The organism is Armatimonadota bacterium, from assembly GCA_028871815.1.
In the GTDB taxonomy this organism is placed as follows: Bacteria; Armatimonadota; Chthonomonadetes; order Chthonomonadales; family Chthonomonadaceae; genus REEB205.
In genome coordinates, this window is sequence record JAGWMJ010000002.1 from 248,221 (window position 1) to 260,947 (window position 12,727).

11 protein-coding genes are annotated in these 12,727 nt (G+C 60.2%); 5 read left to right on the forward strand and 6 right to left on the reverse strand.

Going from position 1 to position 12,727, the window contains the following annotated elements; translation table 11 throughout:
- Nucleotides 1-392 precede the first annotated feature (392 nt).
- Both KGJ62_03985 and KGJ62_03990 read left to right on the forward strand, forming a co-directional pair.
- Entirely contained in the window at nt 393-1,028 is a 636-nt protein-coding gene (locus KGJ62_03985) for a hypothetical protein (protein MDE2125728.1), read from the forward strand.
- 129 nt (nt 1,029-1,157) lie between these two features.
- Nucleotides 1,158-2,090: a DMT family transporter gene (locus KGJ62_03990; GenBank protein ID MDE2125729.1), complete on the forward strand. Its 933-nt coding sequence runs from the start codon at nt 1,158-1,160 to the stop codon at nt 2,088-2,090.
- A gap of 279 nt (nt 2,091-2,369) precedes the next feature.
- Here the strand turns inward: KGJ62_03990 and KGJ62_03995 are convergent, their stop codons facing one another.
- Nucleotides 2,370-3,239 carry a phytanoyl-CoA dioxygenase family protein gene (locus tag KGJ62_03995; protein MDE2125730.1) on the reverse strand — a complete coding sequence of 290 codons (870 nt, stop codon included), beginning with the start codon at nt 3,237-3,239 and terminating at the stop codon, nt 2,370-2,372.
- A gap of 116 nt (nt 3,240-3,355) precedes the next feature.
- Nucleotides 3,356-5,023: a pentapeptide repeat-containing protein gene (locus tag KGJ62_04000; GenBank protein ID MDE2125731.1), complete on the reverse strand. Its 1,668-nt coding sequence runs from the start codon at nt 5,021-5,023 to the stop codon at nt 3,356-3,358.
- 283 nt (nt 5,024-5,306) lie between these two features.
- Between KGJ62_04000 and KGJ62_04005 the strand changes: the two genes are divergently transcribed.
- Nucleotides 5,307-5,558 (forward strand): hypothetical protein, encoded by a 252-nt coding sequence (locus tag KGJ62_04005; GenBank protein ID MDE2125732.1) that lies wholly within the window; start codon nt 5,307-5,309, stop codon nt 5,556-5,558.
- A gap of 136 nt (nt 5,559-5,694) precedes the next feature.
- On the opposite strand, the gene KGJ62_04010 is transcribed toward KGJ62_04005, so the two are convergent.
- The gene (locus tag KGJ62_04010; protein MDE2125733.1) at nt 5,695-6,999 is read right to left on the reverse strand and encodes a Gfo/Idh/MocA family oxidoreductase; all 1,305 of its coding nucleotides are present in this window, start codon (nt 6,997-6,999) and stop codon (nt 5,695-5,697) included.
- Nucleotides 7,000-7,198: 199 nt separating this feature from the next.
- Here KGJ62_04010 and KGJ62_04015 point away from each other — a divergent pair, with 199 nt between their 5' ends.
- Nucleotides 7,199-7,993: a phytanoyl-CoA dioxygenase family protein gene (locus KGJ62_04015; GenBank protein MDE2125734.1), complete on the forward strand. Its 795-nt coding sequence runs from the start codon at nt 7,199-7,201 to the stop codon at nt 7,991-7,993.
- Here KGJ62_04015 and KGJ62_04020 read toward each other — a convergent pair.
- Together KGJ62_04020 and KGJ62_04025 are read right to left on the reverse strand one after the other, a co-directional pair.
- Nucleotides 7,990-8,484: a hypothetical protein gene (locus KGJ62_04020; protein ID MDE2125735.1), complete on the reverse strand. Its 495-nt coding sequence runs from the start codon at nt 8,482-8,484 to the stop codon at nt 7,990-7,992. The genes KGJ62_04015 and KGJ62_04020 overlap by 4 nt on opposite strands.
- 39 nt (nt 8,485-8,523) lie before the next feature.
- Nucleotides 8,524-9,735, reverse strand: coding sequence for a DUF3472 domain-containing protein (locus KGJ62_04025; protein MDE2125736.1), 1,212 nt, complete (start codon nt 9,733-9,735; stop codon nt 8,524-8,526).
- Nucleotides 9,736-10,136: 401 nt separating this feature from the next.
- Here KGJ62_04025 and KGJ62_04030 point away from each other — a divergent pair, with 401 nt between their 5' ends.
- Nucleotides 10,137-12,041, forward strand: a complete 1,905-nt coding sequence (locus KGJ62_04030; GenBank protein MDE2125737.1) for a hypothetical protein — start codon at nt 10,137-10,139, stop codon at nt 12,039-12,041.
- Nucleotides 12,042-12,121: 80 nt separating this feature from the next.
- Here the strand turns inward: KGJ62_04030 and KGJ62_04035 are convergent, their stop codons facing one another.
- On the reverse strand, nt 12,122-12,517 hold the full coding sequence (locus KGJ62_04035) for a hypothetical protein (GenBank protein MDE2125738.1): 396 nt from the start codon (nt 12,515-12,517) through the stop codon (nt 12,122-12,124).
- Nucleotides 12,518-12,727: the final 210 nt, after the last annotated feature.

The following is a 12,727-nucleotide window of genomic DNA, read 5'->3' on the forward strand; positions in this document are numbered from 1 at the left end:
CATAAAGGCTATAGGTGTTATCTGTCTGACCCCCGGCAGCGCCGTCCGGTTGTAGCGGGGCGCAAGCATGCTCATAGGGCGAGTGAGACATACGGGACATGCGAGTCGTACTGAGGTTGCGACCATATGTCAGGTAGAAGCCCGTTCTCGCGCCGGTGCAGGTGTGTAGAATCCGTTGTTCCCTACATCCGCAATTGTCACCGGCAGCGAAGAAACTGTGCGGCATATCGGGTTGCTCTCGCATCTCCCTTCGTGTGTCTCGAACCGCAGTATACTGTTACGGTTCTCCGACCCAAAATCTGGGTCTGGATTGCGAATGCCTTAGCGGATAGGTTCGCGGGGCTGCGCGTTTCGACAACCGGCCTGAATCGCCGGGAGCGGGTGGAGCGGGCATGGTTGGCCGGTTACCCGGCAGCACTTTGGGCTGGGTACGCCGGTACCGCGTCGTATCGTTCACCGTGCGCAATGGCCACGAGATTTTGCAAATAGCGAGGGGGCAGAAAATGGAGCTGCGAGAGGCGCTCAAGGAGCAGTACCACGCCGGGTTGGCGATGCTCGCGGAGTGCGTGGAGAAGTGTCCGCCGGGGTTGTGGATCGAGGGGCAGTACCCGCGCCGGTACTGGCGGATCGCCTTCCATGCTGCCTTCTTCACGCACCTCTACCTCGGCCAGAAAGAAGAAGCGTTTGAACCATGGCCCGCCAGAAAGGAGGGCGTCGACCACGGCCTCTGGCAGCAGCCACCGGACGTGGAACCGTACGAACTGCCCGAAGAAGCGCTGGTCTACACGCGTGTCGAAATCCTGGACTACATCCGGTTTGTGGATGCACTCATTGACCCCACCGTCGATCGACTCAACCTGGAAGCAGACGAGACGGGCTTTCATTGGTATCCGAATATGAGCAAGCTGTCTCACGAGCTCATGAACATCCGCCATCTGCAGGGCCATGTTGGGCAGCTGTCGGAACTCTTGATGGCGGCACAGGTCGATACCCGTTGGGTTGCCAGGTCAAGCGGCTTGTCGAACTGACGACTGATCTGGGCGCCGTTCGGGCAAGCTGCCCTGCGTACGCGTCGCCTTCGCTGCACAGCTGCAGAATTCGTGCTCGAGCGTGTTCACTTCGGTACCACTGCCTTCCCGGGCGCGGTAGACTTGCCCATGAATCTTGCGGATGACGTCAGGCTGCTGCGTCGGCGCCGACGGCAATGCCTCATCATGCTTATTGGGGGGCAGGCGGTAATCGGCTCCAGCGCGCTCATGGTCCGGGTTGGTCTGAGTGCGCACATCGATCCGGTCACGCTCTCTGCGTGGCGGCTCACACTCGCCGGACTCGCAGCACTGGCCCTGCTGCCACTATCGCCTTATCCTGAGAGCTTGCGGTTGGCGCCTGGTGAGTGGATGCGTCTTCTACTCGCCGGCGGGGCGTTGGCCGCACATTTTGCCCTGTGGATCGCCTCACTGCAGTACATCTCGGTAGCGAACAGCACGCTTCTGGTTTGTACCACACCGATTTGGGCCGGCCTGCTGTCATGGGTGGTCGGGAAGAGGCCGCCGGAGCGTTCTTTCTGGTTTGGTATGGTAGGCGCCGCTGCCGGAGCAATTCTGGTGACGCGCAGTGGCGCCGTGCACGTTTCCAACCAGCCGGCGCGTGGTGCGACGTTAGCCCTGGGCGGCGCTCTGCTCTTCGCTCTCTACCTGCTCCTGGCAGCCGGCCTGCAGCCCCGACTCGGTGTTGCGCGGCTCATCGCGGGCACATACTCGTCTGCAGCCTGTTGGCTATGGATTGTACTGCTCGCTCATCACGCTGCGCCCCTTGTACCGTATAGTGAAAGCGGCTGGGCAGCGATCATCGGAATGGCGGCGCTCCCGCAGATGGTGGGTCACACCAGTATGAACTGGAGCCTTAAGCAGCTGCCGGCCCATGGCGTTGCCGCAGCAACGCTGCTTGAACCGGTGTTTGCCTCGGTGCTGGCATGGTTGCTCCTCGGTGAGCCGCTGGTTGTGTTTCAGGTGCTGGGCGGTGTCGTGCTGCTCGTGTCGATCTGGTCCACGCTCTCAACGCCGCTAGCCGTCGTCGAACCTGACCTTTAATAGGCAAAGCAACCGGTAATCTCGCCACGTGCGGCACAACCAGCGCCGACTGGACGAGAAGTGCAAGAGGCGTTAACCTCTTGCAGTCTGTATGGCTCCGATCAGATAATGCAGACTCGCGGCAGATCCACGATCCCGCCTATCTGTGGCCCATTACCAGCTGCCCGGTCGCAGTTGGTCTGCGCTCGCCCCATTGGCGAGGCATTCTGGTCGGCGACCCGGTATCGCGAGCGGAACCGGAGGCAGGCCAGGGCGCCGGCCACGGAACCACGGCATCAGTCAGCCCCGCGACGGCTCGGACATCCGTTCGCGGGCTTCGCGCGCCAGCGCCGGTAGGTGGTCGGAGTTCGCCAAAACCTGCTCCAGATGCCGCCTCCGCGTCGGCCCGGCCGTGCGCAGCATCTCATCGCCAAACGGGCAATCCACCCAGAACCGGGCAAAAGAGGCGACGTAGTTTCGCAACTCCGGTAGAAGCGCATCCGGATAGTGTTGCGAAAGGTTGATCGTGAACATTCGCCGGCTGGTGCTGCCGCCAAAGCTCGAGTGTTTGGTATTGTGATGGAAGCACACAACATCGCCGGGTCGCGTTTCCAGCGCCACGGCCGGCAGTTCCGACCCGGCAATGCCCAATAACTCCTGCGACCTTCCAATATCTCGATGTAGGGCGTCGGCATATCGGTCGCCCTTGATGTGACTGCCGGGAATTACCCGCAGGCAGCCGGTCTCGCGCGTCAGGTCGTCCAGGTAGAACGCGATCTTGAGGTACCTCATTTCGGAGTACCAGCCGTCCGAATGCCAGGACGTATCGCCCGTGTAGTAGTTACCGTCGCTGCCCATATAGTTGAAGTCGGCGCCGAGCAGCGAGTTGCAGATTGCCAGGATGCGATGATCATCCAGAAGGGCACAGAGCCGCTCGTGTTGATCGAGGAACGGGACGATACAGGATCGGGCTGCTCCACTATGCGCGCTGCCGTTATGGCCGCCGCCGCGTTGCGACCAGATTTCCTCAAAGGCTTCCTCGATCTCGTTGATACAGTCCGCCATCAGGCCGGGTAGGCCGATGTAACCGAACGTGTCAAAGAAGCGCGTATTCGTCTCGGGAAGCATCGGCGCCTCCTCGGGATTTGTCGGAGGATAGGGCGGTTGCATTGCATTCTCCTGTCAGAACATCTGTGGATAGTGCCTATCGCTGAGTAGTCGATTGCCGCAAGGTTCGGACCGATGGCAGTTCGGCGCGGATCCCGTTGCTCCACGGGCAGGGGCGCCTACTGTGGCACAACCAGTGGCGGCGTTACTTTGGTACCGGCGTCGGTGACCGCCTGCGTCAGTTGGTCCTGCGATATTCCCGTGACCCCGGTGCTGGTTGAGAGCAGATTCGCCTCGCGAAGGTCGGCGCCAGCCATATTCGCTATAGAAAACGAGGCGCCCCGGCAATCCGCGCCAAGCAATCGCGCACGGTTGAGGTTCGCGTTGAGAAAGCTTGCGCCTCGCAGGTCGGCGCCTGTCAGATCCGCGCCGGTAAGGTTGGCGTCTGTCAGGTCGGCGTTTCTCAGGTTGATGCCGCGCATGTCGGCTTCGCGCAGATCTGCTCCTCTCAGCCGCGCGTAGCGCAGATCGGCGTCCGTCAGAATCGCTCTGCGCAGGTGCGCCCACCGCATGTTAGCCCTTACCAGAAACGCGATCCCCATATTCGCGCCACGGAGGTCCACAGACTGCAGCTGAGCTCCACGCACCAGTGCAAAGTCCGCCGGGCTTGTTCCACGCCAATCCGACGGATGCCGCGAAAGCTCGGTGTCGGCCATCTGGGCGAATGGCGCGAGCGGCCCGCGGAGTATCAGCGGTACGACGCGCTCCAGCAGGCTCCCCGAACCGGTACCCTCGGTTTGTGCTCGAATTGGTACGCCATTGATGCCTCCATAACTAGCTGCGGCTGTGATCAACGCGACTGCAACCATGGTAACTGCAGCGGAGGTAGATTGAAGGCCACGGCGGAGCGTTGTGGACGTGAGCGTCTGAACGCATCGGAGGTAGAAAGCAACGGCAACCCCGCTGAATAGTGATACGAGAGCAACATGGAGGCCGCTCACGATCCAGTTGTGCGCTCGAAGGCCGCGCAGCCAGAAAGCCGCAGCCGTTACTGGGGCCGCTCCCCAAACAAGCAGCACAACCAGCGCAACCTGTAACTTGAACACGGCAGGTTGAGACGACCGGAGTGTTGGTGACCAGGCGCGCACGATTGCTGTCAGCGCGCCGCCGCCTACGGTAATGTCCACCGGCAGTCCATCCGTGAACACGGCCGGTAGGAGGGCCAAACGCTCCCAAAGGCGCTGCATGGCCACCGCGAGATAGATCCACGATATTCCAACCAGGAGGGGACCCAACACCAGCAGCGTACTCCCCGAGACCTCCACCCCCGTCAACGGCATCGTTGCGCCATACTGCGGAACAAACAGCGTGGCATCGCGCATCGCGGTGAGCGCCAGCAGCACCCATGCCGCGCACGTAAGGTAGACCACCAGGGAGATGACCGCGCTCTTTACGCTGGCGCGTGTAGTAAAAATGGCGTCAAAGTGCAGGTTTGCCGGCAAGGTGGCGCTGCGCAAATCGGCGCCTGATAACTGCACCGTCGTGAGATCGGTGCTCTTTGACATATTGGCGCTCCAAAGCGTCGAGCGCTGTAATCGAGTGTCCCTCAGGACGGCTTCGTGGAACTCAGCGCCGCTCAGGAACGAACCCCTGAGGTCTGCACCGGTAAGGTCGGCGCCGGTGAAATCTGCGTTGGAGAGCTCCTGATCGGAGAGATCTACGTTCCGCAGCGAGCAGTGAGCAAAGTTGGCCGGTTGCGCGTCCTGCTCCTGTCGGACCCATCGCCGGTGTGCATCCAGGCGCGACGTAAGCTCGGCAGCAGTAATGGAGCGTAGTTTATTCGCCATAAAGTGGCTTTGGTGGGGATACGGTGCGGCAGCGCATTGCGTTATGTTTCGTTGCCATGGCGCCGCACTCCTGCCCTGGCGAACTCCTCGCCCACAGGCGCCATACCGGTCGGATGGCGCTTTGGTGTACAATTGTATACAACGTACGGCTCCGGCCTGTCACTGTCAACGTCACTTAAGCGTTAATTGGTGAGTAACGCCTTATCCGCGTTGCACAACTCGGGAACTGTGTGGAACTAGGTAGCGTGCGCCGATTGGCGCCAACAGGGAAAGGAGCAGGACTGTGAAACGCGAAACTCCGGTCCTCATGATATCGCTGCAGATTCCGGTGGAAGACGAGACCACACCGAACGATGTGCTGGAAGCCATCGCGTCGGAGGTCAGGGCGGCCTTTGACCGGCTCCGGAGGGAACAACAGGCCCGCGCCGATGGCAATGACATCGCTGAGATGCGCGTCACCGCCGAAACGCAGGAGCCGCTTAGCGAGGCGACGCAGCACAACCTGCTCAAGGAGATGGGCTACCCAGACGATTGATCAACCGCCGTGCACGGGCGCTCGGCACCTGGTCACGCTATAGTGGCTGGTCCTGGCATCAGCGGTAAAAGCTACAAAACGGGGCTGGATTGCAGAGCAGCAATCCAGCCCCGTTTCTATGTTGGATTGCTCCGCTTTAGAGGGAGTAGTTGGCGCGGAAATGCGGGTGGATGATCCGCTGCACTTCCGGAGCGTTGGTTGCGCGCAGGCGGCGGGCGTCCCACTCAATCTTCTTGGGACTGGCCCAAACTGCCAGGTTGCCCAGCACCACCGTCTTCGTAAGCGGTACCGCATAGTTGGGGAAGTTCGATACTGCCGGGATACCGCCCTGAATTGCGCGCACCCACTCGCGAAAATGACCCGGCGAATGTGGATAGTCAACCTGCCCAACGTCCACGCCGCCATCGATAACCTTGCCATGACCACCGTAATCGCCGGGAGCGTATACCGTACCGGAGCTGCCGATCATAAGTGAACCGCTGCTGGAGACCGGTTGGCCATGGAAAAGTTCGGTGGGTGGCAGCTTACCGCCGTCGTACCAGGTCATCGTGAGCGGGGGATGCAGGTTTGTGCGGTCGAACTTGTAGGTGATCAAGCTCCACGCCGGATACGAGTCGTGGTTGGTACCCGAGGTCTGCGCCTGAACGCTTAATGGGTCTCGCAGGTCCAGCGCCATGAATGGCAGATTCATGGTGTGACACGCCATATCGCCGAGGGCGCCACAGCCGAAATCCCACCAACCGCGCCACGAGAAGGGGTGATAACCCGGCGCATAGGGCCGTGCGGGCGCGGAACCCAGCCAGGCGTCCCAGTGCAGCGTTGAGGGAACCGGCGCCGGCGCCGGGCGCTCGATGCCCTGAGGCCAGATTGGCCTGTTCGTCCAGACGTGTACATCGGTCACCTTGCCAATTGCGCCCTTTTGAACCTGCGCAGCCATCTGTCGCAAACCGTCAGCCGCAGTGCCCTGGTTTCCCATTTCGGTGGCAACGTGCATCTGCTCCGCAATATCAGCAAGGCGCTGCGCTTCCCAAACGCTGTGAGCCAGCGGCTTCTGGCAGAAGCAGTGTTTGCCCATCTTCATGGCCATCCCGGCGGCTACGGCATGGTTGCAATCGGGGATGCTCACGGTTACGGCATCAATATGCTTTCCGTACTGCTCCAGCATCGTGCGGAAATCGAAGAACTGCTCCGCCTTCGGAAACCGTGCGGCGCCACGAGCCCGCGTGTTGTCGTCCACATCACAAATCGCCACCATGTTTCCGTGGCTGGCGGCATCATCGCTATCGCTTTCGCCCTTGCCGCCAACGCCGATGCTGGCAAACGAAATCTGCGAATTGGGTGACTGTTTGGCCGCGCGCGCCGCCGTGTCGCCCACCCAAACCGAAAAGCTGGTAAACGCGGCCTGCGTAATAAACTGACGCCGTGATCGCCGGTTGCTCATAGATGGAATCCTCCTGGAGCCGCGGCCCGCACCATGCAGGCTCGACGTGCATCCGTGCCTGCATTCGCGCGCCGAGTTCAAAACTCCTGCATCATACGTACGCCGTCGGCCGGTCGTGGCAGGAGGCGGGGTTGAGAGCGTCGAACCGCTTTTGAGTTACGGGCAAACTGAACCTAAACGACTCGCGCAGAGGAGCTTGATGAATACAGACACCGCGCTGAAATACCGGCGCCAGCTCACGGACGACGGCTTTTGCGTGATTGAGAACGTAGTGCCGGAATCGCTTCTCGAAGAACTGCGGGTCGAAACCGACCGGCTGCTCGATTCTGTGGAGCATCCGGAGCACTGGAAATACCAGGGATCCGACCTTCACGTCCGTGGTAGCGAAAACGACGTCATCGACCGGCTCGACAAGTTACCGGCGGCGCGCCAGGCGCTCGATGCCATGGGGCTTGTGGACTTCAAGTCGCGCGGCGGCTTTATCATCCTCAGCAAGCCGCCCGGGGGGCCGGCGCTGTACTGGCACCAGGACTGGACGCAGTGGAACGATCCGATCAGCGCCGCACCATGGCCGCAGTATCTATTTCTATCGTACTACCTGGTAGATACCAGTGTGGAGAACGGTTGCTTCCAGGCGATTCCTGGTACACATCGCCAACGCATTCCGCTCCACGACAAGCTGGCCGTGGCCCATACCGACGCCAGTTATTTCGCTCCGGAGTCGGAGCAGCATCTGTTCGGCGAGCCTGACGGCGCGGTCGATGTGCCGGTGAAGGCCGGCTCGCTGGTTATTGGTGAAGGCCGGATGCTGCACGCGGCACGTGCCAATCAGAGCCTGAACAGGCGTACGCTGCTGCTTGGATGGTACGACCGGCCGGCAACCATACCGGACTACTGGACCGGGTCGGTACCGGAAGAGATTCTAAGCCGCCGGCCGGATACAACCTGGCCGAGCACGCGCGAGCCGGGCGTCTACCTCAAGCCGCACGGCTAGGGGGTTACGGTGGCCCCAGGAGCCGCCGGTGGGCTGACGGCCGCGTCCGGCTTGCGCAGGAGACTCCCGTCGACGCGACCCATGTTAAGTCGTGATGAGATGCCAATCACCACAATCCCGAGCAGAACCAGAATGAGCATACCCACGGCACGCTTCTGCTGCAAGGGAGCAAATATCTTGACCGGGTGCAGCATTGCAACCGACAGCACCAGCATCAGCATCACGATGCCGATCTTCATGCCCACAAGCATGTGATATGTCGCGGCAACATGGGGCGACACAACATAGTAGTTGTAGAACCCGGTGACCAGCACCACTACCCAAAGACCCATCAAAGCCATACCTGCCTTGCGCCACTGCGCCTTGATGAGATCCGCCGCGGGAGATTCCGGGGCTACGGTTATCGTGCACAGTAACAGCCACATAAAGAAGCTGCCGCCCAGAACGCCAATAATGCTCATCACGTGCAGCCACTTACTGATGAAAGCCATGGGAATCCTCCGGAGCCACTACCGTGGCCGACCGACCTGTTACCTGGGCAGGAGGCCCGCAAGGTCGCTCGGCGGATACCGACGGGCCCTAACGCTGAACGGCTCACCGTAGTGGACCGGCGGCCGCTTTATGAACCCGCCTGTCGCCAGATAAAAGCGATTGCCGCTCACGCCGCCGCCATAGTCCTTGCGCTCGGTTTTACCGGTGCCATCGTGGCTGAAGCTTGCTTCGGTTAGCGGCAGCCACTTGCCATCTGTTGTATGCAGCCAGCCGCCACCAAAGCGCGCAAGCCGCGGTAAGTTGCCGTTGTCACCGCCAAAGTCCTCATCGAAAGAGTACAGACCGCGCAGCCAGTGGCCATCATGTGGCGCGCTGAATCGGGCGATCAACCGCCATTGCCCGGGATCCGGAAACCAGAACCAGGCGGTATAAATCGTGCTATCGCCCTCAACCTTTGCCGTAACCGCCAATCGGTAGGTCTTTCCGGCCAGCCACGGAAACACGAGGTGACTGTGACCGCCCGTACCTTCATTACCGAAGCTGCCGGCATACACGCCATCACCCTTTGCCAACAGTGTAACGCGGTTTGACTGTGCCACCTTGCTGCGGCTTACGGCCTCATTACCCGCATCCCACACCGAGAAGATAATGCGCCGTTCGGTTGGACTGTTCACCTGAATGCCAAAGTAGCCGCGGTCGAATCCGCAGGCCATGTAATAGGTCCATAACGGATCGGCAACCGGCGTCACCTCGTTGTAGAAAAGGTCAACGCCGGCGCCGGCCGGAGTTGGATAGAAGAGGTGAACCGAGGCGCTGTTCCGCCGCTCAGCGGTGTTGAAGTGCGCGCCATCCGAGGCGTCACCGGATATCGTCAGGCTGCCAATGCGTCCGAAAGACGGGCCGGACTTTGCGAGACCGCTCAAGACGATCGGTACATAGCCGGGCCGTGTGATCTGGAACTCGCCAAAATCGGCATTGACCGGAGCCGCGATTCCGCGACCGGTTACCGTATTCTGCGATTTGCGGTGTAAGCATTGAACCTGCAGCGTCGCGGATGAGCCTACAGCCAGGGCAACCGAAATCTGCACGTGCAGGCGGCCTGTGTTCTCAAAGTGACCGTACCACACCACATGATTCGAGCCATCGCGCCAGCCGGTGACGCCGTCGGCGGAAATCTGCAGCCCCAATGGGTTGGGAACGGAGTAGGCCGTGTAGGCCGGAATAGTCAACTCGGGCTTCTGATGAACCATACCATTCAACCACAACGCGCTAGAGCCAAGGATGAGAGCCAGGAGTTTTAATGGGGTCGTTTTCGGCATGGCGAGCTAGGTCCTGCTGATTAGTATAGCCGCCGCGGCACAACGTGCGACTGCTGCCGGGCCATCGGTCCAAGGCGGCGAATAGCAGCCGGACGCCAGCCCGCCCCGTGGCGCAGCGGTATCCGGATGCTGCCAACAAGGAATGAAGGCGGCTCCCGCAGAATATGCGCGTGTTGGGGCATGCGGCGAGCCAGCTGGTACCAGGAGCCCGCTCTGCCTTGCAGGAGCCGTTTTTGGCAGTCTCTCCGGAATCCAGCCGGCATTCTCCCCCAGTCGCCGACACTGTTACTCCTCAAGAACCGATCCGGGCACGGTGGCTCAGCCCTCGTGCCATGGCGCTTGCGTTTCTCCTTGCCCCGCTGACGGCGTACTGGACGGCCGATCAGGGCATGGATGTGATCTTCTCACTGATGGTGCCGCCTCTGGCGATGACGCTGGTGATCGCCTGCATCAACCTGGTTGTACGCAGGCTCGCCCCAAAGGCTGCGTTGCGAGAAGGCGAGCTCATCATTTTTTATGCCATGCACACGGTGGTCTGCACCATGTGCGCCGAGTGGATGAGCGTTGTCAATCCCGCAATCCAGTCATTTGCTCTGCAGCACAAGCAGAACACCGCCTTCGATACCTACATCAATCCATATACGAGCAAGTGGTTTTTTATTCCGGTAAAGGACGCGAAGCTCTATAAGGACTATGGGTACGGTGGCTACAACTTCGCCTGGTTCTGGGCGCATCTCCATCTTTGGTGGCGATACATCCTGTCGTGGACCACACTGATTGTCTGCATCTGCGGCGGCATGCTCTGCATCAATAGTCTGATGCGCGATGAGTGGACCAATCGCGAAAAGCTCAGTTTTCCTATCATCCAAGTTCCAATGGCTGTTATCGCTGTTGGTGCCGGTCGATCGAATGTATGGCGGAGCAAGTACTGCTACGTCGCGTTTTTTGCGATGTTTGCTATCGACATGCTCAATGGCTTCCACTTCATGTTTCCCAGTGTGCCGCAGATCAATGTGCGGTTTATTGGCGATCTATCCCAGTTCCTGCCGAATCCGCCGTTTAGCGCCATTGGTTGGACGCCGATCGGTATCTTTCCATACATGGCGGCCATCGGATTCTTTATGCCCACCGATCTGCTCTTCTCCTGCATCTTCTTCTTCTTTTTTCGTAAGGCCATGCAGGTATTTACTTACGCCATTGGCTATACCGACAGCGCCGGCGTTTTCGGAGGAGGCAGTTTGGTACCCGGTCCGCCGTACTTCAGCGAGCAGAGTTGGGGCGCCTTTCTCGCTCTGTTTGTAGGCGCCATCTGGGTTGCGCGAAGCTACCTGAAGGATGTATGGCGACAGATCTGGACCGGACGAGATGAGAACGGCACCGGCGTGCCGCACCGCATCGCGTTTATCGGCCTCATCCTGTCACTGGGAGCAATCGCCTGGATAAGCAGCAAAATCGGGATTCCGCTATGGATGGTCGCCTTTGAGGTCTTTCTGTTCCTCATGTTCAGTGTTGCTCTCACGCGCCTGCGCGCTCAAATCGGCGCTCCCTCCCACGAGATGGCCTTCATGGGCCCAAATCAGATGCTCGTGGACTTTGTCGGCAGCAGTTCACTGCCGGTCGCAGGGCTCAGCCGCACCGTAACCACGTTCTACGTGTTCAATCGTATTCACCGTACGCATCCCATGCCCTCACAGCTTGAGTCGATGAAAATGGGTGAGACGGCCCAATTCAACCAGCGCGCGATCTTTGTGGCCGTCCTCCTGGCAACAGTGGTTGGCTGTCTCCTCGGGCATCTTGTTTATATCTATCGCGGCTACCATTTCGGCGCCCAACAGGCCGGTGGTGGGAGGGCGGACATCGTTTCGCAAATCACGAACCAGCACAAGGGACCCAATGTGGTTGCGATCGTGTTCGTCGTAGTTGGTTTTGCGATTGTGGCTCTGCTCGACCTGATCCGTTTCCAGTTCCCGGGTTTCCCGCTGCACCCGGTCGGCTACGCGCTGGCCATGAACTTCGGCCTGGACTACTTCTGGTTCGGCCTGGTGATCGTTCTCATTGTCAAGGTCTTCGTAGAGCGCATCTATGGCTTGAAAGGGCACGATAAACTGCACCAGGTCGCTATCGGTATCATCGTTGCCGAGTTCGCAGCCGAAACGATATGGTCGCTTTATGCCATCACGCACCACCAGGCTACCTACAGCATCTCGATCAACGGCCGGCTCAGTTGGGATCAGTAAAACGCAAATGCGACGCTCTCAACTGAGAGGGCGTCGCATTTGCTGAATGTGTGAGCCGCATGGCGCGCGCTGATAGAGCGCTACAGGTACTTCTCGTCCAACCATGCTCCCTGGGCCACACGGCGAAGCGAACAGTGGGTGGCCAGGACGTAGTTGGCATGCGCCGCCCGCAGCCTGGCCAGTTGACTCAAGCGGCTCCGGCAGCCGGATGCCGATTTCATTCGCCGCCGTGTCGTCGCACGGCTCTCCAGTAGGCCGATCAACTGTTCCAGCCGGTAAAGCTCACGCTGCTGGGCGGTTTGTCCCATCAATCGCCGGGCAGCTGCGCGACACCGCTCCCGAGATTCAGCTGCTGGTCGCAGCGGTATCAATGGCGCCGCTGCTGCCCTCAGTGCAACGCGAACGCGCGTTCGCCGGTTGCCAACTCGGTCAAGCCGCAGCTCAATATCTGTCTGTTCTGCGGTCAATGGTGTCATGAGAACATCCTTCTGCCAATGTCAGTATTCCAAACTGGTGGAGCGAGTCGCCGGCCGTATCGCGGGCGCCCTGCTGCCGCGCTCGCTTAGCTTGGTCGGCCACCGGTTTAGACCGCGGCGTGTTCCCGGGGGTTTCGATTCTGTGATAAAGATAACAGAAGTCCGTCTGCTTCTTTTACGAACTGGGGATTGCTTGACGCCCGCTGCGCC

Excerpts from the sequence above, each read along its gene's own strand:
- KGJ62_03985 (MDE2125728.1), top strand. The coding sequence starts at position 393 with ATGGTTGGCCGGTTACCCGGCAGCACTTTGGGCTGGGTACGCCGGTAC.
- KGJ62_03990 (MDE2125729.1), top strand. The coding sequence starts at position 1,158 with ATGAATCTTGCGGATGACGTCAGGCTGCTGCGTCGGCGCCGACGGCAA.
- KGJ62_03995 (MDE2125730.1), bottom strand. The coding sequence starts at position 3,239 with ATGCAACCGCCCTATCCTCCGACAAATCCCGAGGAGGCGCCGATGCTT.
- KGJ62_04000 (MDE2125731.1), bottom strand. The coding sequence starts at position 5,023 with ATGGCGAATAAACTACGCTCCATTACTGCTGCCGAGCTTACGTCGCGC.
- KGJ62_04010 (MDE2125733.1), bottom strand. The coding sequence starts at position 6,999 with ATGAGCAACCGGCGATCACGGCGTCAGTTTATTACGCAGGCCGCGTTT.
- KGJ62_04015 (MDE2125734.1), top strand. The coding sequence starts at position 7,199 with ATGAATACAGACACCGCGCTGAAATACCGGCGCCAGCTCACGGACGAC.
- KGJ62_04020 (MDE2125735.1), bottom strand. The coding sequence starts at position 8,484 with ATGGCTTTCATCAGTAAGTGGCTGCACGTGATGAGCATTATTGGCGTT.
- KGJ62_04025 (MDE2125736.1), bottom strand. The coding sequence starts at position 9,735 with ATGGTTCATCAGAAGCCCGAGTTGACTATTCCGGCCTACACGGCCTAC.
- KGJ62_04030 (MDE2125737.1), top strand. The coding sequence starts at position 10,137 with ATGGCGCTTGCGTTTCTCCTTGCCCCGCTGACGGCGTACTGGACGGCC.
- KGJ62_04035 (MDE2125738.1), bottom strand. The coding sequence starts at position 12,517 with ATGACACCATTGACCGCAGAACAGACAGATATTGAGCTGCGGCTTGAC.